This window comes from Streptomyces sp. NPDC029292 (genome assembly GCF_055569295.1).
Genome location: NZ_JBVHXR010000002.1, coordinates 496,452 through 518,907 on the forward strand (window position 1 = coordinate 496,452; position 22,456 = coordinate 518,907).

Genomic DNA, 22,456 nt, shown 5'->3' on the forward strand with positions numbered 1-22,456 from the left:
TTCCTACCGCTGGTAGTGCTTGGTCACGGAGCAGTTGTCCGGGTGCAACGAGCCCCGGTCACGGCATACGCGTATGTAGGCGTCCTCGGTGTAGCGCTCGTCGCCGCTCCAGTTGAGGTAGTCCTGCGGGACCGTCTTCTTCTGGGTCCCGTTGTAGCGGTTCCAGTCGTAGCCCTCGATCCGGACCTGCGTGTACACGTTGTGCCCGTCGCCGTTGTCGGCGTCCTTGAGGTTGCCCTTCCACTCGAAGGCGCCGTGGTGCGTGCCCGCGGGCCAGAACGTGTACTGGCCGGAGTTGAACTCCGCACCGCCGGTGGTGAGCTTCGGAATGGTGTGCCACGAGCTTGCGAACGCGGTTCCCGCGCCTACCGCGAACAGCCCGGCCGCGAGGACCCCTACTGCCAACTTCCGCACTTGATTCTCCCGTTGTTTTTCCGGCCCTGGTTGGTCGTGTTGCGTCCAGGGCAGAGGCGGAGATTAACAAGGCATGAGAGAGCGGAAAGGGCGGAAAAGAGACGGTAGTTGAGGATCTGGCGCTTCCTGGTCACCCCCTCGGCGGGAATGCTTTTCAGTGATCTTGCCCGGGCTTGACCGGGAAATGATCTCCGCGCAGGCAACCGGGAAAGACGATCCGCCGTCGGCTTCGTCCCGCTGTCAGTTGAGCATCGACCGTGCGGCCCGGGCCTGTCGGCGCACCCGGTCCGCGGCCGGTTCGTCGATGGCGGCCACCACATCGGCGTACGCCTCGAGTTCTGCGGCTCCTGCGAGGAAGTCGCCACGCTGTACGAGGAGTTGAGCCCGCTCATAGCGCAGCCGGGCGGGGTGGGACGGCAGCAGCATGGACAACTCGACGGCCCACAGCGCGACATCCGTCCGCTCGGGGCGGGTGGCGGCCCAGGCGCGGATGTTGTTCAGGATGCGCACGACCACGTCGAGCGGGTCGGCGGGGGAGAGCATCGACGGGTCGAGCGGCGCGCCGGTCGCGCCCGCGACGAGCAGCTCGGCGTCGGAGCCGGTCAGCACCCGGCCGCCGTCGAAGGGGTCGGCCAGCACCTGTTGCTGGAAGAAATCACTGAGCGAAGCTCCTTGAGGGGCGGTGGTCGGGTGGCGGGTGGGCGGCCCGAAGCCGACGACGAAGTGCCCGGGGAGGGCCACCCCGTACACGGGTGCGCCGGCTCTCCTCGCGACCTCCATCCACACCACGGAGAGCAGGATGGGCAGGCCGCGCCGCCGTCGCAGCACCTCGTGCAGCAGCGAGGACTCCAGCCGCTGGTAGTCCCCGGGGGAACCCCGGAACTCGCAGCGTCCGCCGAGGAGTTCGCCGAGGGCGGCCGCCCAGGAGCGCGGACCGCCGGGCCGGAACGGCAATAGTCCCGCCAGCCGGTCCAGTTCGATCTGCGCCGCGTCCATCCCGGCCTCGTCCAGCGACCCGTCGGCCGCCGCCCCCATCAGCAGACACAGCACCGCGAGATCGGGCCGCTCGGCCCGCGCCTCGTCGGCGAACCGCCGCCGCACCTCGGCGGCACGCTCCGGCTCAGGTGGGTGAGGGGGACGCATAGCAGCCTCGTGCCCCCTTACACCGATCGATACGGGTCGCCGACGCGGAAACCGCCACCCGCCGCCCGAACCACCGGCTCACCGAGCCCTCCGGCCCGACGGCCGCCCTGCCCGCCCGCACTCCGGCCACCGGGGTCGGCGTGACCGCCGCGACCTCTGCGCCCGCCGCTGCCGACGCGCCCGGCGGACCGTTCGCCGCCGTAGCCGATCCGCCGGCCTCCGGCCCGCATGCCCGCACCATCGCCGGGGTGCTCGGCGGTTCGGCGGCGCTTGCGGGCCGTGGTGCCGGGTTGACCGGTGTCTTGGTGCTGCTCGCCGGTGCCGGTGCCGCTGCTGGTGCCGGCTCGTCCGCTGTCGCGGTCCCGCCCGTTGGCCGTGGCGTCGGCTCGCCCGCCGGCTTGGCGGTGCTCGCTGCTTGCGGTGCCAGCTCGCTCGCTGTCGCGGCGGTGCTTGCCGCTGCCGCTGCTGGTGCCTCTGCCGGTGCCGGTGTCGGCTTGTCCGCTGTCGTGGTCCCGCCCGCTGCTCGCGGCGTCGGCCCGCCCGCTGACCAGGCCCCGCCCGCCGCTCCGGTCGTCGCGCCGATCGTGGGACGCCCCGTCGGTCTCGCCGGAGGGGCGGTTGCCCGTCGAGCCGGCGCGTTCCTTGCCCGGGGTCGCGCTCGTGCGCTCGTCGGTGTGGTCGCCCGCGGGTGCGGCCGGGGCCTTCGGCGTCCACCGGTAGTGGTGGTACGCGTGATGCGGGCCGAACCCCATCTCCGAGTACAGCGCCCGCGCCCCCGCGTTGTCCGCCTCCACCTGGAGCCAGGCAGCCGAGGCGCCCTCCTCCAGGGCCCGGCGGGCCAGCGCGGCCATCACGGCGGTGGCGAGGCCCTGCCGACGGTGGGCCGGAGCGACCTCGACGGCGGCGAATCCGGCCCACCGGCCGTCCACCACGCACCGCCCGATCGCCGCCGGAGCCTCCCCCTCCGCACCGGGCACCGTCGCGAACCACACCGAGGGCCCGCTGCCCAGCACCTTCAGCGCCACCTCGCCCAGCCCCTTGCGCTGGTACCGGCCCAGCCACGCCTCGTCCGCCTCGCGGGAGAGCACGACCCCGGGCGCCTCCCGGTCCCCGACCGTCGCGAGCGAGCCGATCCACAGCTCGGCCGTCACCTCACGCGTCCAGCCGCGCGCCTCCAGCTCCGCGCACAGCAGCTCCTGCGTGCCCTCGGCCCCGGTGGCGGTCTGGATGTACGCGGGCAGCTCACGGGCGGCGTACCAGTCCCGTACGTACGTCAGCGCCTCGTCCAGCGGCACGCCGGGGTCGCCGAGCGGCAGGACGGAGTTGGCGCGCCGGGTGAACCCGGCGGCGGCCCGCAGCTCCCACGCGCCGAGCCGCTCGCTCTCCACCGGCCGCCAGGCTCGCGCGGCCACCGGCGCGAGCTCCTCGTACGAGGCCGCGGGGCCCCGCCGACGCGCCGGAGCCGCGGGCACGACCTTGCCCGCCACCAGCGAGGATTCCGCGATTCGGACGCTTTCCCCACCCCGCCGTGTGATCAGCAGCACACCGTCGTCCCATGATGTGAGAACACCGACCGTGTCGGTGAACTTCTCACCCTCGGCGGCGTCATCGGCCAGCCGCCGAACAGACACACGTTTGCCCACGTCAGCAGCGGTGATACGGACCTCAAGGCGGCCGGCCGCAGAGATTTCCACAGGTCAGTTCACCCCTCCTGTTCGGATCATGCCCAAGAACGGAGATACTAGAGGCGGGCATCGACGACGCCGCGCTCCCGCGCGCCAGGCGGCGGAGCCTACGAAGGCCCGCCAGCGCCCTATCGAGGAGGAACGACAGCGTGACCTACGTCATCGCGCAGCCTTGTGTCGACGTCAAGGACAAGGCGTGCATCGAGGAGTGCCCGGTCGACTGCATCTACGAGGGCTCCCGGTCCTTGTACATCCACCCGGACGAATGCGTCGACTGTGGAGCCTGTGAGCCGGTGTGCCCGGTCGAGGCGATCTTCTACGAAGACGACACTCCTGAAGAGTGGAAGGACTACTACAAGGCGAACGTCGAGTTCTTCGACGAGCTCGGCTCGCCCGGCGGCGCCAGCAAGCTCGGCCTGATCGAGCGCGACCACCCCTTCATCGCAGCGCTGCCGCCGCAGAACCAGTAAGCGGCCCGCGAAAACGCGCCGCCTCGGTCCCGTACGGCCTCGCCGCCGTACGGGACCGAGGCGTTTGCCGTATCAGCCCGGGTCGGCCCGTGCCGGCCCGTGTCAGCCACACGTACGGGTCGTACGTACGAGAAAGTGAGCCCGATCCCGTGTCCGCAGTCTCCGACCGGCTTCCCACCTTCCCCTGGGACAAGCTGGAGCCCTACAAGGCGACGGCCGCCGCTCACCCGGACGGCATCGTCGACCTGTCCGTCGGCACCCCGGTCGACCCGGTGCCCGAGCTGATCCAGAAAGCTCTGGTCGCGGCCGCGGACTCGCCCGGCTATCCCACGGTGTGGGGCACGCCCGAGCTGCGGGACGCGCTCACGGGCTGGGTGGAGCGGCGGCTCGGCGCGCGGGGTGTCACCCACCACCACGTCCTGCCGATCGTCGGCTCCAAGGAACTGGTCGCCTGGCTCCCGACCCAGCTGGGCCTGGGCCCCGGCGACAAGGTCGCCTACCCGCGCCTCGCGTACCCGACGTACGAGGTCGGGGCGCGCCTGGCCCGCGCGGACCACGTGGTCTACGACGACCCGACCGAGCTGGACCCGACGGACCTGAAGCTCCTGTGGCTCAACTCCCCGTCGAACCCCACGGGCCGTGTCCTGTCGCAGGACGAGCTGACCCGCATCGTGGCCTGGGCACGGGAGCACGACATCCTCGTCTTCTCCGACGAGTGCTACATCGAGCTGGGCTGGGAGGCCGACCCGGTGTCGGTCCTGCACCCGGACGTGTGCGGTGGCTCGTACGAGGGGATCGTCTCGGTCCACTCGCTCTCCAAGCGCTCGAACCTGGCCGGCTACCGCGCCGCGTTCCTCGCCGGCGACCCCGCCGTCCTCGGCGACCTCCTCCAGATCCGCAAGCACGGCGGCATGATGACGTCCGCCCCGACCCAGGCCGCGGTGGTCGCCGCTCTCTCGGACGACACCCACGTCCGCGAACAGCGCGAGCGCTACGCCGCCCGCCGCACCGCCCTGCGCGACGCCCTCCTGCGCCACGGCTTTCGCATCGAACACAGCGAGGCGAGCCTCTACCTCTGGGCCACACGCGACGAGTCCTGCTGGGACACGGTCGCCCACCTGGCGGAGCTGGGCATCCTGGTGGCCCCCGGCGACTTCTACGGCACGGCGGGCGAGAAGTTCGTCCGCGTGGCCCTGACGGCAACGGACGAGCGCGTGGCAGCGGCGGTAGAGCGCCTGGCGTAGCGGCGGACCGCTCGCGCTGTGGGCAGTCGTCCCGCGGGGCGACGGGGGTCCCCCCCCCCGCTCGAGCGAAGCGGAGAGCGGGGGAGGGTGGGCGCAGCCGAGAGTGCCGGGCGCCGTGCAAGCGAAGTCCGGTGCGGCTCCGGTCAGCGGCCGAGCAGAAGCGAAGGGTCCAGGGAGACTCCCTGGACCCTTCGTCGTACAGCCTCGGCGTCAGCCGAGCGGCAGACCCTTCAGCGGCAGCTGACCGGTCGGCAGCCCACCCTTGGTGACCGCGTCCGTCGGAAGACCACCACCCGTCGCCGTCTTCGCGGTGTCACCGAGCAGACCCCCGGCCTGCCCCGCCGCGTCCCCGGCCACCTTCTGCGCGGCCGGCGTCACCGCCTTGGCGATCTTCCCGCCGGTCTTGCCCGCGGCCGGTACCGCCTGCTTGACCGCCTTGCTGCCGGTGTCGCCCGTGAGCCCGGTGGCGTGCTGAGTGGCGCCGTCGACGGTGTTGCCGACGCTCGCCCCGTCCAGGGCGGTCAGCCCGCCGAGGTTGGGGGTGGCCGGGAGTTCGGCCGCCGCACTGGCGGAGCCGGCCGCACCGACCACGGGCGCCGCTCCCGCTGCGATGAGCAGCGCGGCACGGGCGATCCGGCGGGTCAGGGGGAGGGACATGATGCTCCTTAGACGGGAGAGAACATTGAAGTGTTCGACCGTGCCCGGGAGTTGACCGACTGGCTGCCGACCGTCCGACCGTTGATCGTTCCGGGCTCGGACGCAGTGACTACCGCTCGAAGCCCGCGAAGGTTGCGGTGGCCCGACGTAAAGAGTTGGCAATGCGTCGCATTATCGGCTGTGGATAAATACGGGCAAAAGGCACCCGGTCGGAAAGTCTGCCGAATCCTTACGGCCCTGTGTTCTCAAGGGGTTCGGCGGATACGAGAGTGAGTGCACGAAAACCTGCGCACATCGTCGACACAGCGCGATCCGCGTCCCCCTGAAGGGTGAGGACCCGTACTACTGCCCAGTGACGATTCGGACCTCGGTGGCGGACTTCCCCGCGGCCGATCCGCCCTTCGCGTCGGCCGTACGCCACTCGCTGTCGGTGCTCCCGGCGGTCCATTCCCGCCCCGCGTACGACACCCGTTCGATGTGCAGTGCGGAGGAGTTGGCCACGGCCCAGTGCGCCAGCTCCCAGCCGCGCTGCCGGACGCCGGTACCGGAGGTGGCGTCCTTGCGCACCGGGACGGTCACGGTCCCGCCGCCCGTCGACGTGGATGAGACGGAGGCAGCGGTGGAGGGCGACGGCGAGGCGGAGGCGCCCTCGGCGCCCACTTCCGCGCTCGCCTCCTGGAACACATCGCGCCCGAAGTCCCGCACGAGCGCGGCCCGCACCGAGTCCGCGCCACCGGCCGGGGTCGCGTCGGGGCGCCCCTCGCAGGTCAGCGTGGCCGCCGCGTGGCCGGTCAGGGCCGCGGCCAGCAGCGTGGCGTCCGGCTCGTGCTTCGCGTACGCCTCCGGGTAGCCGCTGCGCTGCACGCGCTGCGCGGCGACGGTGAGCGGCAGCTTCGTATAGCCGGAGACCTTGGCCAGGTGTTCGTAGAACACACCCGCCGCGTACGTCGGGTCCATGATCTGCTTCGTCGTCCCCCAGCCCTGCGAGGGCCGCTGCTGGAAGAGGCCCAGCGAGTCCCGGTCGCCGTGCGTGATGTTGCGCAGGCCCGACTCCTGGAGCGCGGTCGCGAGGGCGATGGTCACGGCGCGCTCGGGCAGGCCGCGGGAGGTGCCGACCGCCGAGATCGTCGCCGCGTTCACCGCCTGCTCCGGAGTGAACTCGTACGACGCCCCGTCGCCCTTGCCCGAGACGACCTTGCACCTCGGCGCGCCCGTGCCTCCCGTGAGGTACTGCACGGTGAGATAGCCCGCGAGCGCGAGCAGGACCACGACGGCCCCTCCGAAACGGAGAAGGCGGCCGCGCCGGACGGGAGTGGGGGACGGCTCTGGCACGACGTACAAGGTACTGGAGGCCACTGTCGGCAATATGTGGGGCTGTGGACAACCCGAGTGCGGCCCGGTGCGTCCGTCCGCTGACGGGACCGGACGCACCGGGACGTTAGGGTCGACGGCATGGCCGACACCCCGCTTGACCTCACCCTGGACGCTGCCGAGCTCACCGCGCAGCTCGTCGACTTCCCCTCGGAGAGCGGCAACGAGAAGCCGCTCGCGGACGCCATCGAGACCGCCCTGCGCGCCCTGCCGCATCTGACGGTCGACCGGTACGGCAACAACGTCGTCGCGCGTACGAACCTGGGCCGGGCCGAGCGCGTCATCCTCGCCGGACACATCGACACCGTGCCCATCGCGGGCAACGTCCCCTCCCGGCTCGACGAGGACGGCGTGCTGTGGGGCTGCGGCACCTGCGACATGAAGTCGGGCGTCGCGGTCCAGCTGCGCCTCGCGGCCACGGTCCCCGCCCCCAACCGCGACCTCACCTTCGTCTTCTACGACAACGAAGAGGTCGCCGCACATCTGAACGGCCTGAAGCATGTGGCCGAGGCCCACCCCGAGTGGCTGGAGGGCGACTTCGCGATCCTCCTGGAGCCGACGGACGGTCAGGTGGAGGGCGGCTGCCAGGGCACGCTCAGGGTGTTCCTGAAGACCAAGGGGGAGCGGGCGCACTCCGCGCGCGCGTGGATGGGCTCCAACGCGATCCACGCGGCGGCCCCGATCCTCGCCAGGCTCGCCGCGTACGAGCCGCGCAAGCCGGTCGTCGACGGCCTCCAGTTCCACGAGGGCCTCAACGCCGTCCGCATCGAGGGGGGCGTGGCCACCAACGTCATCCCCGACGCGTGCACGGTCGTCGTCAACTTCCGCTACGCGCCGGACCGCAGCGAGGAGGAGGCCGAGGCCTTCGTCCGCGACTACTTCGCGGACTGCGGCGTGGAGGAGTTCGTCGTCGACGACCACACGGGCGGGGCCCGCCCCGGCCTGACCCACCCCGCGGCGGCGGCCTTCATGGCGGCCGTCGGCGGTGAGGCCCGCCCCAAGTTCGGCTGGACGGACGTCGCCCGCTTCAGCGCGCTCGGGGTGCCCGCGGTGAACTACGGTCCCGGCGCCCAGCTCCTGGCCCACAAGGTGGACGAGCGGGTCAAGGCCTCGCTGATCCCGGAGGCCGAGGAGCGGCTGCGGGCCTGGCTGACGACCTGAAGCGCGGGCGAACAGCTGTGGTGCACGGCGGACATGCCTATGTCCCTCCTCCGTAACCGGCGTAGATCTACGCTGGGCCTGAACGACCGCAAGCGGAGGGAGCGCACATGGCTACTGGCAACCCCGAGGGCAAGAAGCGGCCACCGGAGGAGCAGCGGCTGGGACCGGTGCTGCGCAGGCGGGACCAGGTACAGGCGAGCACCACGGACCAGCGGCTCCTGGACGCGGGCGGACCCTCCGACTGGGTGCACACCGACCCCTGGCGCGTGCTCCGCATCCAGTCGGAGTTCATCGAAGGCTTCGGCACGCTCGCCGAACTCCCGCCCGCGATCAGTGTCTTCGGCTCCGCGCGTACGCCGGTGGACTCGCCCGAGTACGAGGCCGGGGTCGCCCTCGGCCGCGGCCTGGTCGAGGCCGGTTTCGCCGTGATCACGGGTGGCGGCCCCGGTGCCATGGAGGCCGCCAACAAGGGCGCCTGCGAGGCCAAGGGCATCTCCGTCGGCCTCGGCATCGAGCTGCCCTTCGAACAGGGGCTCAACCCCTACGTCGACATCGGCCTCAACTTCCGGTACTTCTTCGTCCGCAAGATGATGTTCGTCAAGTACGCCCAGGGCTTTGTGGTCCTCCCCGGCGGCCTCGGCACCCTCGACGAACTCTTCGAGGCCCTCACCCTCGTCCAGACCCAGAAGGTCACCCGCTTCCCGATCGTCCTCTTCGGTACGGCGTACTGGGGCGGCCTCGTCGACTGGCTCAAGAGCACCCTGATCGCCCAGGGCAAGGCGTCCGAGAAGGACCTGATGCTGTTCCACCTGACGGACGAGGTGGACGAGGCGGTGGCGTTGGTGTCGAAGGAGGCCGGGAGGAGGTAGTCCCGTGGGAGGTTGTCGCCCCCGCCGCCCCAGGGACGGGGCGGCGGGGGCGGAGTGGGCGAAAAACCCTTACGCCAGCCCCCGCCGGGCCACCGCCGGAGCCCGATGCCCCGCGATGGACGCCACCATGTCCAGCACCTGCCGGGTCTCCGCGACCTCATGGACGCGGTACACCTGAGCCCCCAGCCACGCCGACACGGCGGTCGTCGCCAGCGTCCCCACCACCCGCTCCTTGACCGGCTTGTCGAGCGTCTCCCCGACGAAGTCCTTGTTGGAGAGGGAGACGAGGACGGGCCACCCGGTGGACACCATCTCGCCCAGCCGCCGCGTCGCCTCCAGACTGTGCCGGGTGTTCTTCCCGAAGTCGTGCCCGGGATCGATGAGGACCGACTCACGGGGCACGCCCAGCGACACCGCGCGCTCGGCCAGACCAAGGGTCACCCGCAGGATGTCGGCCATGACATCGTCGTACGCGATCCGATGCGGACGGGTACGCGGCTCGGACCCGCCGGCGTGCGTGCACACCAGCCCCACCTTGTACCGCGCGGCGACCTCCGCCAGCCGCGGATCGACCCCGCCCCACGCGTCGTTGAGCAGGTCCGCCCCGGCTTCGCAGACCGCCTCGCCGACATCGTGCCGCCAGGTGTCGACGCTGATGATCACGTCGGGGAAGCGCCGGCGGACCTCGGCGACGAAACCGACCGTCCGCCGCGCCTCCTCCTCGGCGGTCACCTCTTCCCCCGGCCCGGCCTTGACCCCGCCGATGTCGACGATGGCGGCACCCTCCGCCACCGCCTGCTCCACGCGGGCGAGCGCCGGCTCGTCGCGGAAGGTGGCCCCCTGGTCGTAGAAGGAGTCCGGGGTCCGGTTCACGATCGCCATGATCACCGGCTCGTGCGCGTCGAATTCACGCCTGCCCAGCCTGAGCATCCCCTGTGACCTCTCCTAGTGATTCCCGCTGATAAGCCGCCTGCGACCTTAACTGTCAGACTCGCATGGCACGATCGGAGCCTGACACTTTCAGCACTTTCCGCGCCGACGCGTCCCGCGTCGGCACCAGAGCGTGGGGACCTCAGCGATGTTCATGTTCTTGTTCCTGGCCGTCGCGCTTGCCGTCGTGGTCGCCGCGGTGACGGTCTCCGTGGTGGGCGGTGGCGAGAGCGCCCCCCTTCCCGAGGCCGGGCCGGAGCGGCTGCAGGACCCGCTGCCCCTGGACCGGCCGGTGAATCGCGGGGATGTGGAGATGCTGCGCTTCCCCGTCGCCGTGCGCGGCTACCGCATGTCGGACGTCGACGACGCGCTCGGCCGCCTCGGCGCCGAGATCGCCGAGCGGGATGCCCGGATCGCCGACCTGGAGTCCGCGCTCGCCGGCGCCAGGGCCGCCACGGCCACCGCCACCACGCTGCGGAAGCATGACGCGGGGGACGATCACCAGTGAGCGACGCACTCGCGGGCCCGGACGGCGCGCTGCGCTGCCCCTGGGCGCTGTCGACCGAGGACTACGTGGCGTATCACGACGAGGAGTGGGGCCGCCCGGTCCACGGCGACGACGCGCTGTACGAGCGACTGTGCCTGGAGGCCTTCCAGTCGGGCCTGTCCTGGATCACCATCCTGCGCCGCCGCCCGGGCTTCCGCACCGCCTTCGACGACTTCAAGATCGCCTCGGTGGCGGCCTTCACGGACGCCGACAAGGAGCGCCTGCTCGCCGACCCGGGCATCATCCGCAACCGCGCCAAGATCGAGGCGACGGTCGCCAACGCGCGCGTGCTGGCCGACTGGTCGCCCGGCGAGCTGGACGAGCTGATCTGGTCCTTCGCCCCCGACCCGGCCGCCCGCCCGGCCCCGAAGAAGCTCTCCGACGTCCCGGCCGTCACCGACGAGTCCACCGCCCTCTCCAAGATCCTCAAGAAGCGCGGCATCCGCTTCGTCGGCCCGACGACGGCGTACGCCCTCATGCAGGCGTGCGGCCTGGTCGACGATCACTTGGCAGACTGCGTGGCCAGGACCGCCCCGTAAGGGACGCGGGGAACCGCGCGACCAGATCCCACCGGCCCGCAGCTCCCCGCGAAGCGTCACCGCCCCAAGTACTTCGGCTTCTCCTTGTTGACGAACGCCTGCACAGCGATCGTGTGATCCTCCGAGGCCCCCGCCCGCGCCTGCAACTCGTCCTCCTTCTCGAGGGACTCGTCCAGGGAGTGGGAAAGGGCGTACGCGAGGGACTCCTTGAGGGCCGCGTACGCCAGGGTCGGCCCCGCGGCCAGCGCACGGGCCACCTTCTCCGCCTCGCCGCGCAGCGAATCCGCCGGGACAAGCCGGTTCGCGATCCCCAGCTCGTACGCCTCCTGCGCGGTGATGCTGCGCGGGAAGAGCAGCAGGTCCGCGGCGCGGCTGGGCCCGACGACCCGGGGCAGCGTCCAGGAGATCCCGGAGTCGGCGGTCAGCGCGACCCCGGCGAACGACGTGTTGAAGGCAGCCGTATCGGCCACGATCCGGTAGTCCGCGGCGAGCGCGAAGCCGAAACCGGCGCCGGCGGCAACGCCGTTCACGGCGGCCACCACCGGCTTCGCGGCGCCGGTCAGGGCCCGCACGATGGGGTTGTAGTGCTCGCGCACGGTGCTCATCGTCTGCCCGGAACCCGACTTCTTGTCCGCGGCCAGCAGCCCGATGTGCTCCTTGAGGTCCTGACCGACACAGAACGCCCGGTCACCGGCGGCGGTGAGCAGGATCGCCCGTACGTCCCCGTCCGCCGCGGCCGCCTGTGCCGCGTCCCGGAAGGCGACCTTGGTCTCGATGTTCATCGCGTTCATCGCCTCGGGGCGGTTCAGCGTGATCGTCGCGAGTCCGTCGCTCACCTCGTAGAGCACGGTGTCGGCCATGGTGGGTCCCCTCCGGTGTCGCGGCTCCGTCGTACCGGTCGGTACGTTCTGCGTCTGATGACAGCATGGCGGAGATCACGGGGAGTGGAGTGGGCGGGACATGTGACCTGTGTCAAAGAATTCCGCACCCTGGAAGTCCATGCGGCGGCGCAGTATCGCAGTCACATCGCCGAATTGAGTGGTTTTGCTCAAGCGCGTTGCGCAAGCGATGCCGACTGATGTTGGTCATCGGGTCCTGAGATGCGGGATAATGGCCTGGAAGCAATGTGTTCGATGCCGGTGACGTGTGTCCTATGAGGGGACGTGCGTGCCCTCGTAGGGGCCGTCGGCGACGATGAGCTGGTTTCAGGAAGGGGAACGAGCATGGCGGCCATGAAGCCGCGGACGGGCGATGGCCCGCTCGAGGTGACCAAGGAGGGGCGGGGCATCGTCATGCGCGTTCCGCTCGAAGGCGGCGGTCGGCTCGTCGTCGAGCTGACGCCTGACGAGGCCGACGCGCTCGGCGACGCCCTCAAGAAGGTCGTCGGCTGACGCGGAAGCGACCATACCTTTTCAGCTGCCCCGGCATCGTAATCGGTGCCGGGGCAGTGGTGTGCTCAGGGGTCCGTCAGCGACGTACCCCTGAGGCATCGGTGCAGGTCAGATGCGCACAAGGCACAGTAGGTGTCAGCGCTTGACCGCGCACAGCAGGCCGTCGCCCACAGGCAGCAGTGAGGGCACCAGGTCCTGGCTCTCGCGCACCGCGCGCAGCAGCTCGCGCAGCCGCCCGACCTCCGCGGGCTGCGGTCCCGAGTCCACCGTGCGGCCGTCCGCGAAGACGCCCTCGAAGGCGACGAGCCCGCCCGGTCGCAGCAGGCGCAACGATTCAGCGAGATAGTCCAGGCACTCCAGGCGGTCGCCGTCGCAGAAGACGAGGTCGTAGCCGGAGTCCGCGAGCCGGGGGAGTACGTCCAGCGCGCGGCCGGGGATGAAACGGGCGCGGTTGCTGGCGAAGCCGGCGGCGCGGAAGGCCTGGCGGGCGAACTGCTGCCGGTCCGGCTCCGGGTCCACGGTGGTCAGTACCCCGTCCGGCCGCATGCCGTGCAGCAGATGAATTCCGGAGACGCCGGTCCCGGTCCCGATCTCCGCCACCGCTTTCGCGTCCACGGTGGCGGCGAGCAACCGCAGCGCGGCGCCCGTGCCGGGCGACACCGAGCGCAGCCCTGCCTCGCGGGCCCGGTCCCTGGCCCAGCGCAGTGCTTCGTCCTCGGCGACAAAGGCGTCGGCGAACGCCCAGCTCGTCTGCCGGTTGCCGGTAATGACCCTCTCCTGTCCCCGTAGTTGCCTGGCCGTGACTGTATCCGTTGGTGCCGGGAACCCGCAGATGGGACCGGGCGTTTAGAGGGGTGGGGAAACAGAGCGGGGGGAAGTGGATGGATCAGGACGCAGGGACGGACGTGGAGCGGAGCGCCGGGCAAGTGCTGACGCTTCCAAATGAGCACGTATCAAATTCTCGTAAAACCGCTTATCCGGAGCTAACGGGCGAGGTGGCTATGGTAGGGGCTCCACTGGACACCACCAGAGCCGACAGGGGAGGTGCGGCTGCGCCTGTGGATCGGGGAGGGGTGCTGCGGCGCCTACTCAGATCGGCAGGTGAGCCGAAATCCGTGACCGACATCGCTGACAAGTTCCACGCTGCTGCCCCCGCGCAGACCGCGACGTTCACCACCGACGCGGAGTCTCAGGCGTGGACTCCGCCCACCTGGGAGGAGATCGTCAGCACGCACAGCGGGCGGGTCTACCGTCTCGCCTACCGCCTGACGGGTAACCAGCACGACGCCGAGGACCTCACTCAAGAAGTCTTCGTCCGCGTCTTCCGCTCCCTGTCCACGTACACGCCCGGCACCTTCGAGGGCTGGCTGCACCGCATCACCACGAATCTCTTCCTGGACATGGTGCGCCGCAAGCAGCGCATCCGCTTCGACGCCCTCGGTGACGACGCGGCCGAACGCCTGCCCAGCCGCGATCCGTCCCCGCAGCAGGTCTTCAACGACGCGCACTTCGACGCGGACGTCCAGCAGGCGCTGGACACCCTCGCGCCCGAGTTCCGCGCCGCGGTCGTGCTCTGTGACATCGAGGGACTGTCGTACGAGGAGATCGCCGCGACCCTGGGCGTCAAGCTCGGCACCGTCCGCAGCCGGATCCACCGTGGCCGCTCGCAGCTGCGCAAGGCCCTTGCCCACCGGTCTCCCGAGGCCCGCGCCGAGCGCCGCGGCTTCGCGATGCCTCGTGTGCCCGTGCTGGGGGGAGGGGGCGCGACCGCGTGAGTGGATCACGTCCTACTCCGGCTGAGCAGCACCTGGGAGACCGACTCTCCGCCCTGGTGGACGGAGAACTCTGTCATGAGTCGCGCGAGCGCGTCCTGGCCCACCTCGCCACCTGTGCGAAGTGCAAGGTCGAGGCGGATGCCCAGCGCCGACTGAAGAACGTGTTCGCGGAAATGGCCCCTCCGCCGCCCTCCGAGAGCTTCCTTGCCCGCCTTCAGGGGCTTCCCGGAGGAAGCGGCTCCGACGACGGCGGCTCGCCGCTGGGCGGGGCCGGATTCGGCGGAAGACTCCCCGGAGGTTCCGGCAGCCCCGGCGTCACCGGAATCTTCGGAGTGAGGGGCGAGCCCTTCGGCTACGTCCCCGCGGGACCGCACGCCGCCGACGTACTGCCGCCCTCCCCGGGGCGCGGCTTCCGCATCCATGACGTCAGCCGTCACGAGGCCGAGCGCTCGGCCTCCCGCGGACTGCGGTTCGCCTTCGCCGCCGCCGGTGCGGTGTCGCTGGCCGCGGTCGCGCTCGGCGGGGTGTCGACCGGGGTGCCCGGCGACACCGCGGACGCGCGCGGCGGGTCCGGCGCCGGAAGCAATGTGACGCCGACGCGCACGCCGGGCACGGGGGCCTCCACGGCTCCCGAGTCGCAGCGTCGCAGGTCCGTCGGGCCGCTGCTCGCGCAGGACCAGCAGGCGCTCGGCGACGGCCCCGTGGCGCCGACCGAGGTGTCCGCGCCGCTGCTGCCCGGAGTCCCCGCTCCGGCAGACCTCGGCCAGGACGCCGTGCACACGCTGACGACACCGGTGGTCGCCGGCGCCGCCGCCATGTCCCCGCTCATACGTCCGCTCACCGACGCCCAGCCGCTCGCGCTGACCTCGTGGTCCACGGCGCCCGACGTCACGACTCCGGGCCTGCTCGCCGCGCCCGCGTCCACCCCGTCCTTCTCTTCCTCCCCGTCCCCCACCTCCCGTATCGTCCGCTGACCCGCCCTCTGCGCGGCGGCCCGTGAACCTGGTTGAATCCAGGGGTGGGCCGCGTCCGCAGGAGGGATCCCGGACGCGGAGTCGACAATCTGCGGCGACCGCCGGCGAGTTGTGCCGCGGGCCAGGTGTGGGGAGAGCATGAACGAGGGGAAGCCCACGAAGGCGAAGTGGTGGAGCCGGCCCCGGCCGCACGGCACGGGGCCCGATTCCACCGCGGGGCACCCTCCGGGGGCCACGGGAGCAGGTTCGCCCGAGGGCGTGGGCGCGGCTGACGCCCGTACGCCCGGGGCAGCCGCCGACGTCCTCGCACCGACCGCCGCGGCCGACACGGAGGCCTTCGGGAGCGAGGTCCGCGACGGCGGCACCGGCGGTGACTTCGAGCTCGAGCGTCCCGCGGTCGGCGCCGCCCCGCGTGCGGCCGGCGCCGACACCGGCGGTGACTTCGAGCTGGAGCGCCCCGCTCCGGCTCACCAGCTGAGCGCGCCGGGTGGCGGGTCGGACGGTGGCCCGTCCGACGCGGTTCCCGCGTATGCCCTCCGGGCGGAGGCGGTATCCATGGGCGAGGGCGTAGCCGACGCGGCGGCGGCGACGGACGCCGCCTCCTCGGAGACGGCGCCGACAGGCCGGGTTCCGGCCGATCGTGTTCCGGCCGACCGCCTTGGGGCCGGCGACGTGAGTCCCCAGGTGGCCGTCGACGCGGGTGCCCCCCTGGGCCGCGGCGCCGCGACCGACCCCGGCGACCGCCCCAAGCCGCTGCACGACCCCGACCCCTACGGCACCCCGCCCTACGGCCAGCCAGGCCCCTGGGCGCCTGCCCCGCCGGTCCAGCACCCGGCGGCCACACCCGCGCACGGGACGCACGTCCCGGCGGGAACACCCACCCTGGGCACCACCCTGCCACCGACGCCCGCCCAGGGTCCGTCCGTGCCGCCGCCGGCTGCGCACGGTACGTCCGCGCCACCGAGCCCTGCCCAGGGCATGTCCGCGCCACCGACCCCCGCCGGACACGGCGCCCACATACCCCCGGCCCCGTACCCGGGCACCCCGCACGACGCCCCCATGCGCCCCAGCCCCGCCCCCTGGCAGAACTACGACCCTTGGGCGGCGGCCCCCGGCTCCCTCCAGCAGAACGGCGCAGCCGTGGTGAGCGTGGCTCAGCGGCGTAAGCGGGTGAAGAAGGGGCTGGTGCTCGGGGCCGTGGTGATCGCGCTGGTGTCCGGGGGCGTGGGCGGGGCCGTAGGGGCCTATCTGGAGCGGAACGGGGGGATCGGGGACGTAGAGCTGCCGCAGGCCGGGAAGGAGGCGCCGGGGCGGGCTCCGGACAGTGTGGCCGGGATCGCCGCGCACGCCCTGCCCAGCGTCGTCACCCTGCATGTGCGCGGGTCCCAGGAGGAGGGCACCGGCACCGGGTTCGTGCTCGACAGCCGGGGCCACATCCTCACCAACAACCACGTGATCGAACCGGCGGGCAGCGACGGCGAGATATCCGTGACGTTCAGCGGCGGCGAGACCGCCAAGGCGGAGGTCGTCGGGCACGACAGCGGGTACGACCTCGCGGTCGTGAAGGTGTCAGGCGTCAGCGGGCTCGAGCCCATGCCGCTGGGCAACTCCGACAACGTCCAGGTCGGCGACCCCGTCGTCGCCATCGGCGCGCCCTTCGACCTCGCCAACACCGTCACCTCCGGCATCATCAGCGCCAAGGAGCGGCCCATCACGGCGGGCGGCGAGAAGGGCGACGGGACTGATGTCTCGTACGTCGACGCGTTGCAGACCGACGCGCCGATCAACCCCGGCAACTCCGGCGGGCCCCTGCTCGACTCCAAGGCCCGCGTCATCGGCATCAACAGCGCCATCCGTTCCGCCGACAGCGGCTCCGGCCTGGAGAGCGGCCAGGCCGGTTCCATCGGGCTCGGCTTCGCCATCCCCATCAACCAGGGCAAGCGCGTCGCCGAGGAGCTGATCAACACCGGCAAGGCCACCCACCCCGTCATCGGTGTCACGCTCGACATGAACTACACGGGCGACGGCGCCCGCGTCGGAACGAAGGGCAACAACGGCGGTCCGGCGGTCGTCGCGGGCGGCCCCGGCGCCGACGCGGGCATCAAGGCGGGTGACATCATCACCGAGGTCGACGGCCGGCGCGTCCACTCCGGCGAGGAGCTCATCGTGAAGACCCGCGCCCACCGCCCCGGCGACCGGCTCCGGCTGACCCTCCAGCGGGGTGGCAAGGAGCAGCAGGTCACTCTGGTCCTCGGCTCGGCCGACGGGGACTGAACACCGCCGACAGCAACTGACATGAACTTCACAGCCGAGCCCCGAAAACCCAGCTCCGAACGGCAAACTTCCAGGAAAACCCGCCGTGTACATGAACCCGGAAGCCCCGGGACAGTTCCGGACGGACAGGGTCGACGGGTACCGTGGACCCGGCCCGGACCACGGAAGACCTGCCGAGGGCCGAGGACCGAGGACATCGCAAGGAGCTTCAGGTGTTCAATGACATAGGACCGCTCGAGCTGGTGACGCTCGTTGTCCTTGCCGTGCTCGTCTTCGGTCCGGAGAAGCTCCCGAAGATGATCCAGGACGTCACGCGCACGATCCGCAAGATCCGCGAGTTCTCGGAGAGCGCCAAGGCGGACATCCGCGAGGAACTCGGCCCGGAGTTCAAGGACTTCGAGTTCGAGGACCTCAATCCCAAGAGGTTCATCCGCAAGCAGCTGGACAATGACGAACTGGGGCTCAAGGAGATCCGCAACGGCTTCGACCTGAAGAAGGAGATGGCCGAGGTCACGGACGCGGTCCACGGCCGCGACTCCGAGCCGTCGAGCTCGTCGGGCAGCAGCACCGGCGGCTCCGTCGACATGACGAAGAAGGCCGAGAAGCCCGACCCGGACGAGCGCCCGCCCTACGACGCGGACGCCACCTGAGCCGTACGCGATCCCGGTCATACGCGATCGGGGCGTACGCGGTCCGGGCCGTACGCCCCCCGCATGGCCGTGGCGGACGTCACCTGATCCCCACGGCCGTTGGCGTACCCGCATATCAGAGGTACCCCTCGCGGCCTGAATCCGCCGCGTGCGCGACCCACGCGGCGGGCGGTTTCCCTGCTGCTCGGAGCGGTGTGGCTATGCTGCCCAGTTGTTGTGCGGACCGATAAGGACGCCCGAGGGGGGCGGGCCGCCCGGTCCGACGAGAGCGAGGAGGCGTCCGGCAGATGGAGACGACAAGTCGGGTAGGCGCGCAGGCGCCGGCCGCGGAGGGCGGACAACAGGTCCCCTCCGCCCGGCGCACGGTCGACGGCTACCTGCTGGCGCCCTTCCCTTGGTACGGCCTCGACGAGGCCTTCACGGGACCGCGCTGGCTGATGCAGGTCGGTACCTCGGCGGACGGTGCCGTCGAGCACGGTTCGATCGGGCACGGCGACGAGCCCACGGTGCGCGGCGAGTCGACCGGGGACAAGGAGCGCTTCGCGGTCGTGGTCACGGTCGCGGCCAACCCCGTACGCCGCAGCGCGGACGGTTCGGGCCTGCTGGAGGCCACCTCGGTCTCCTCCGCGGCCTGGCTGGCCAGTGTGGGGCTGCTGTCCTTCACCTGGCCGGGGCAGATGGACCACACCCTGCGGGACGACTGGCTGGACCAGCAGACCGAGGCCGCGTGGGTCCTGGTCGACGATCTGTCCGGCCCCGACTGGTCCTCGCTGTCCCTCCCCGTGGACGGCGTTCCCACGTCCTTCCACTACCGCGAGTCCGAGTTCGGCTGGGTCCTCGCGGGTTCCACCCAGGAGGGCGTCTATGTGGGCGCGTACGGGCGGGGGATGAGTGCGTACGGGTTGGGCTTCGCCATGATCAAGGACATCTCGGCGTACGCCTAGCCGGCGGGCGTACGGGCAAGGGGGCGCCGTCGTGACTGACGGCGCCCCCTTCCCCGTACGAGATCGGGTGCTGCGGACCGTTTGCAGCCGCGGGTCCGTCGTGGCTGGTCGCGCCCACGCGGCGGAGCCGCATATGTCACAGCCCCGCGCCCCTTCGGGGCACGGGTACTCCTAGAACTTGTTCCGGGGCGTGATCCCCAGGGACATGCCCGACAGGCCCCGCGCGCGGCCGCCCAGCTTGCCCGCGATCGCGCGCAGGGCCGAGCCCGCCGGGGAGTCCGGGTCCGTCAGGACGACCGGCTTGCCCTCGTCGCCGCCCTCGCGGAGGCGGACGTCGATCGGGATGGAGCCGAGGACCGGGACGGTGGCGCCGGTGGTGCGGGTGAGGCCGTCGGCGACCGACTGGCCGCCGCCCGTGCCGAAGACGTCGACCATCTCGCCGCAGTGCGGGCAGGGCAGGCCCGACATGTTCTCGACGACGCCGACGATCTTCTGGTGCGTCTGGACGGCGATGGAGCCCGCGCGCTCGGCGACCTCGGCGGCGGCCTGCTGCGGGGTCGTGACGACGAGGATCTCGGCGTTCGGGACGAGCTGCGCGACCGAGATCGCGATGTCGCCGGTGCCCGGGGGAAGGTCGAGCAGCAGCACGTCCAGGTCGCCCCAGAAGACGTCCGCCAGGAACTGCTGGAGGGCGCGGTGGAGCATCGGGCCGCGCCAGACCACGGGCGCGTTGCCCGGGGTGAACATGCCGATGGAGATGACCTTCACGCCGTTCGCGGACGGCGGCATGATCATGTTCTCGACCTGGGTCGGGCGGCCGTCGGCGCCCAGCATGCGGGGCACGGAGTGGCCGTAGATGTCGGCGTCGACGACACCGACCTTGAGGCCGTCGGCCGCCATCGCCGCCGCCAGGTTCACCGTCACCGAGGACTTGCCGACGCCGCCCTTGCCGGAGGCGACCGCGTACACACGGGTCAAGGAGCCCGGCTTGGCGAAGGGGACCTCGCGCTCGGCCTGGCCGCCGCGCAGCGCGGACGCCAGCTCGCGGCGCTGCTCGTCGCTCATCACGTCCAGGGTCACGTCGACGCGCGTGACGCCCTCGACCGCCGAGACCGCCTCCGTCACGTTCTTCGTGATGGTCTCGCGCATCGGGCAGCCGGACACGGTCAGGTACACGGTGACCGCGACCGCACCATCCGCACTGATATCCACCGATTTGACCATCCCCAGTTCGGTGATGGGTCGCTGGATCTCGGGGTCGTTCACCGTCGCCAGTGCTTCGCGCACCGCGTCTTCCGTAGCCATAAGGACGATGGTACGGCGCCGCACAGGGGCCCCGGAAAGCCCCGTCAGCGGTCGTCTACGTCACGTCTGTGCGGACGTTCTGCCGGGAATAGGACGCGGCTGTCGGATCGGTGTTCCTCCAGCTCCCTGACGAGGTCCTGAAGCTCGGAGCGGATCCAGTCGCGGGTGGCGACCTCGCCGAGGCCCACACGCAGTGCGGCGATCTCGCGGGTGAGGTACTCGGTGTCCGCGATGGACCGCTCGTTCTGCTTGCGGTCCTGTTCGAGGTTGACCCGGTCGCGGTCGTCCTGGCGGTTCTGCGCGAGCAGGATCAGCGGGGCGGCGTACGAGGCCTGCAGCGACAGCATCAGCGTCAGGAAGATGAAGGGGTAGTTGTCCCAGCGCAGGTCGGGCGGAGCGAAGACGTTCCACAGCACCCACAGGATGATGACGACCGTCATCCAGACGATGAACCGTCCGGTGCCGAGGAAGCGGGCGATGCGCTCCGACAGCCGTCCGAAGGCTTCCGGGTCCCACTCTGGCAGCAGCCGGAGCCGGCGCGGCTTCGGCTGGTCGAGCCGGGTGCGCGGCCGGGTGGCCGCGGTGGCCCCGGTGGCGACCCGTTCGCGGGTCTCGCGCTCAGGCGCCATGGGGTTCCTCCTCCGCGAGGTGGAACTCGGTCTCGCGCCAGTCCTCGGGCAGCATGTGGTCCAGTACGTCGTCCACGGTCACCGCGCCGAGCAGCGAGCCGCTCTCGTCGACGACGGGCGCCGCGACCATGTCGTACGTTGCGAAGAAGCCGGCGACGACGGGCAGCGCGGCGTCCGGCGCGAGCGGCTGCAGATCGTTGTCGAGGAGGGCGCCGACCAGCGTGAACGGCGGGTCGCGCAGGAGCCGCTGGAAGTGGACCGTGCCGAGGTACTTGCCGGTCGGCGTCTCGTCCGGCGGGCGGCACACGTACACCTGGGCGGCGAGCGCGGGGGAGAGGTCGGGGTTGCGGACCCGGGCGAGCGCGTCGGCGACCGTCGCGTCGGGCCGCAGCACGATCGGCTCGGTCGTCATCAGCCCGCCGGCTGTCTTCTCCTCGTACGCCATCAGCCGCCGCACGTCGGCCGCCTCGTCCGGCTCCATCAGTTTCAGCAGCCGCTCCACGTCCTCGGTGGGCAGTTCGGCGAGCAGGTCGGCCGCGTCGTCCGGGTCCATCGCCTCCAGGACGTCGGCCGCGCGCTCCTCCTTGAGCTTGCTGAGGATCTCGATCTGATCGTCCTCGGGGAGCTCTTCGAGGACGTCGGCGAGGCGGTCGTCGTCCAGCGCGGCGGCCACCTCCCCGCGCCGCTTCGGGGACAGGTGGTGCAGGACATTGGCGAGGTCGGCCGGGCGCAGCTGCTCGAAGGTGGCGAGCAGGCTCTCGGCGCCCTGTCCGTGCTCCTCCAGCGAGAACCCGGTGACGGCGGACCACTCGACGGTCAGCGTCTCGCCCTTGGTGCGCCGGAAGGCCCCGCTGCGCCCCTTGCGGACGAAGACCCGGTCGATCTCCCAGTCCCTGCGGGCGGGCAGCTTGTCGATCGACACGTCGAGCACGGTCACTTCCTCGTCGGTCTCGACGAGGCGTACCACCCGGTCGAGCAGCTCGCCGAAGACGAGCCGTTCGGTGGGCCGCTGTTCGAAGCGCCGCACGTTGAGGACGCCGGTGGTGATGACCTGGCCGGACTCGATGCCGATCACCCGGGTCATGGGCAGGAAGATGCGCCGCCGCGTGGACAGTTCGACGACGAGGCCGAGCAGCCGGGGCGGCCGCCGTCCGACGCGCAGCATGGCGACCAGGTCTCGCACCCGGCCAACCTGGTCGCCGTTCGGGTCGAAGACGGCGACACCGGCGAGGTGCGAGACGAAGATCCGGGGGGCGCCTGCGGCCATGCCCGCGCCTCCTTCTCCTCGTACGCGCTCTTGTGGGCGCTCCTGTCCGACTCTCCGTGCACACGCTGCGTACGCGTGTTATGTCCTGCTCTGTCCGCTCGGGTGGGCTTCAGGCTAGCCCGTCCCGGTCGGATACGCCCTGGTGAGCGGTCCGGACGGACTGCCTCCGCCCGGCGGGGGCGGCACCGGTACGCTGCCGTACGCCGTTGAGAGCCTG

Annotated in this window: 22 protein-coding genes and 1 pseudogene; 12 read left to right on the top strand and 11 right to left on the bottom strand. The window is 71.4% G+C overall.

Annotation, left to right across the window (positions count from 1 at the left end):
• Window positions 1-3 precede the first annotated feature (3 nt).
• The 3 genes and pseudogenes from ACZ4WS_RS07130 to ACZ4WS_RS07140 form a co-directional block, all read right to left on the bottom strand.
• Entirely contained in the window at window positions 4-414 is a 411-nt protein-coding gene (locus ACZ4WS_RS07130; protein ID WP_467977943.1) for a hypothetical protein, read from the bottom strand.
• 240 nt (window positions 415-654) lie between these two features.
• Window positions 655-1,557 (bottom strand): transglutaminase family protein, encoded by a 903-nt coding sequence (locus ACZ4WS_RS07135; RefSeq protein ID WP_467977945.1) that lies wholly within the window; start codon window positions 1,555-1,557, stop codon window positions 655-657.
• 709 nt (window positions 1,558-2,266) lie between these two features.
• A pseudogene (locus ACZ4WS_RS07140) lies at window positions 2,267-3,251 on the bottom strand (GNAT family N-acetyltransferase); the annotation flags it as partial.
• 140 nt (window positions 3,252-3,391) lie between these two features.
• Between ACZ4WS_RS07140 and fdxA the strand changes: the two are divergent.
• Together fdxA and ACZ4WS_RS07150 are read left to right on the top strand one after the other, a co-directional pair.
• Window positions 3,392-3,712: a ferredoxin gene (gene fdxA, locus ACZ4WS_RS07145; protein WP_018089397.1), complete on the top strand. Its 321-nt coding sequence runs from the start codon at window positions 3,392-3,394 to the stop codon at window positions 3,710-3,712.
• Window positions 3,713-3,861: 149 nt separating this feature from the next.
• Window positions 3,862-4,956, top strand: a complete 1,095-nt coding sequence (locus tag ACZ4WS_RS07150) for a bifunctional succinyldiaminopimelate transaminase/glutamate-prephenate aminotransferase (RefSeq protein ID WP_467977947.1) — start codon at window positions 3,862-3,864, stop codon at window positions 4,954-4,956.
• A 210-nt stretch (window positions 4,957-5,166) separates the two neighbouring features.
• On the opposite strand, the gene ACZ4WS_RS07155 is transcribed toward ACZ4WS_RS07150, so the two are convergent.
• Together ACZ4WS_RS07155 and ACZ4WS_RS07160 are read right to left on the bottom strand one after the other, a co-directional pair.
• Complete coding sequence (locus ACZ4WS_RS07155; protein WP_467977949.1) at window positions 5,167-5,613, bottom strand: ATP-binding protein; 447 nt, start codon at window positions 5,611-5,613, stop codon at window positions 5,167-5,169.
• Window positions 5,614-5,955: 342 nt separating this feature from the next.
• Complete coding sequence (locus tag ACZ4WS_RS07160) at window positions 5,956-6,945, bottom strand: heavy metal transporter (RefSeq protein WP_467977950.1); 990 nt, start codon at window positions 6,943-6,945, stop codon at window positions 5,956-5,958.
• 120 nt (window positions 6,946-7,065) lie between these two features.
• On the opposite strand from ACZ4WS_RS07160, the gene dapE reads away from it, so the two are divergent.
• Window positions 7,066-8,145 carry a succinyl-diaminopimelate desuccinylase gene (gene dapE, locus ACZ4WS_RS07165; RefSeq protein WP_467977952.1) on the top strand — a complete coding sequence of 360 codons (1,080 nt, stop codon included), beginning with the start codon at window positions 7,066-7,068 and terminating at the stop codon, window positions 8,143-8,145.
• A gap of 107 nt (window positions 8,146-8,252) precedes the next feature.
• A complete protein-coding gene (locus tag ACZ4WS_RS07170; protein ID WP_467977954.1) occupies window positions 8,253-9,014 on the top strand; it encodes an LOG family protein in 762 nt (253 codons plus the stop codon).
• Window positions 9,015-9,083: 69 nt separating this feature from the next.
• Here the strand turns inward: ACZ4WS_RS07170 and folP are convergent, their stop codons facing one another.
• Window positions 9,084-9,944: a dihydropteroate synthase gene (gene folP / locus ACZ4WS_RS07175; RefSeq protein ID WP_467977956.1), complete on the bottom strand. Its 861-nt coding sequence runs from the start codon at window positions 9,942-9,944 to the stop codon at window positions 9,084-9,086.
• A gap of 148 nt (window positions 9,945-10,092) precedes the next feature.
• On the opposite strand from folP, the gene ACZ4WS_RS07180 reads away from it, so the two are divergent.
• Both ACZ4WS_RS07180 and ACZ4WS_RS07185 read left to right on the top strand, forming a co-directional pair.
• Complete coding sequence (locus ACZ4WS_RS07180) at window positions 10,093-10,452, top strand: DivIVA domain-containing protein (RefSeq protein WP_467977957.1); 360 nt, start codon at window positions 10,093-10,095, stop codon at window positions 10,450-10,452.
• Window positions 10,449-11,030, top strand: coding sequence for a DNA-3-methyladenine glycosylase I (locus ACZ4WS_RS07185; RefSeq protein WP_467977958.1), 582 nt, complete (start codon window positions 10,449-10,451; stop codon window positions 11,028-11,030). The genes ACZ4WS_RS07180 and ACZ4WS_RS07185 overlap by 4 nt, the downstream gene beginning before the upstream one ends.
• 56 nt (window positions 11,031-11,086) lie before the next feature.
• Here the strand turns inward: ACZ4WS_RS07185 and chcB are convergent, their stop codons facing one another.
• Window positions 11,087-11,890, bottom strand: a complete 804-nt coding sequence (gene chcB, locus ACZ4WS_RS07190; protein ID WP_467977960.1) for a 2-cyclohexenylcarbonyl CoA isomerase — start codon at window positions 11,888-11,890, stop codon at window positions 11,087-11,089.
• A 363-nt stretch (window positions 11,891-12,253) separates the two neighbouring features.
• On the opposite strand from chcB, the gene ACZ4WS_RS07195 reads away from it, so the two are divergent.
• Window positions 12,254-12,421: a DUF3117 domain-containing protein gene (locus ACZ4WS_RS07195; protein ID WP_003966491.1), complete on the top strand. Its 168-nt coding sequence runs from the start codon at window positions 12,254-12,256 to the stop codon at window positions 12,419-12,421.
• A 135-nt stretch (window positions 12,422-12,556) separates the two neighbouring features.
• Here ACZ4WS_RS07195 and ACZ4WS_RS07200 read toward each other — a convergent pair whose 3' ends face one another.
• Window positions 12,557-13,255, bottom strand: a complete 699-nt coding sequence (locus tag ACZ4WS_RS07200) for an O-methyltransferase (protein ID WP_467978340.1) — start codon at window positions 13,253-13,255, stop codon at window positions 12,557-12,559.
• A gap of 239 nt (window positions 13,256-13,494) precedes the next feature.
• On the opposite strand from ACZ4WS_RS07200, the gene sigE reads away from it, so the two are divergent.
• From sigE to ACZ4WS_RS07225, 5 genes are all read left to right on the top strand, one after another.
• A complete protein-coding gene (sigE, locus tag ACZ4WS_RS07205) occupies window positions 13,495-14,196 on the top strand; it encodes an RNA polymerase sigma factor SigE (RefSeq protein WP_467978342.1) in 702 nt (233 codons plus the stop codon).
• Window positions 14,193-15,170, top strand: a complete 978-nt coding sequence (locus tag ACZ4WS_RS07210) for an anti-sigma factor family protein (protein WP_467977962.1) — start codon at window positions 14,193-14,195, stop codon at window positions 15,168-15,170. Before sigE ends, ACZ4WS_RS07210 begins: the two co-directional genes overlap by 4 nt.
• Window positions 15,171-15,308: 138 nt before the next feature.
• Window positions 15,309-17,444 (top strand): S1C family serine protease, encoded by a 2,136-nt coding sequence (locus ACZ4WS_RS07215; RefSeq protein WP_467977963.1) that lies wholly within the window; start codon window positions 15,309-15,311, stop codon window positions 17,442-17,444.
• A gap of 212 nt (window positions 17,445-17,656) precedes the next feature.
• The gene (locus tag ACZ4WS_RS07220) at window positions 17,657-18,094 is read left to right on the top strand and encodes a sec-independent translocase (RefSeq protein WP_467977965.1); all 438 of its coding nucleotides are present in this window, start codon (window positions 17,657-17,659) and stop codon (window positions 18,092-18,094) included.
• A 287-nt stretch (window positions 18,095-18,381) separates the two neighbouring features.
• Window positions 18,382-19,038 carry a hypothetical protein gene (locus ACZ4WS_RS07225; RefSeq protein WP_467977967.1) on the top strand — a complete coding sequence of 219 codons (657 nt, stop codon included), beginning with the start codon at window positions 18,382-18,384 and terminating at the stop codon, window positions 19,036-19,038.
• Window positions 19,039-19,209: 171 nt separating this feature from the next.
• On the opposite strand, the gene ACZ4WS_RS07230 is transcribed toward ACZ4WS_RS07225, so the two are convergent.
• Genes ACZ4WS_RS07230 through ACZ4WS_RS07240 form a run of 3 tightly spaced genes read right to left on the bottom strand, consistent with a single transcriptional unit; the run spans window position 19,210 to window position 22,239 of the window.
• Entirely contained in the window at window positions 19,210-20,343 is a 1,134-nt protein-coding gene (locus ACZ4WS_RS07230) for an Mrp/NBP35 family ATP-binding protein (protein ID WP_467977969.1), read from the bottom strand.
• A 44-nt stretch (window positions 20,344-20,387) separates the two neighbouring features.
• On the bottom strand, window positions 20,388-20,972 hold the full coding sequence (locus tag ACZ4WS_RS07235) for a DUF1003 domain-containing protein (protein WP_467977971.1): 585 nt from the start codon (window positions 20,970-20,972) through the stop codon (window positions 20,388-20,390).
• Window positions 20,962-22,239: a magnesium transporter MgtE N-terminal domain-containing protein gene (locus ACZ4WS_RS07240; protein ID WP_467977973.1), complete on the bottom strand. Its 1,278-nt coding sequence runs from the start codon at window positions 22,237-22,239 to the stop codon at window positions 20,962-20,964. Before ACZ4WS_RS07240 ends, ACZ4WS_RS07235 begins: the two co-directional genes overlap by 11 nt.
• Window positions 22,240-22,456 lie beyond the last annotated feature (217 nt).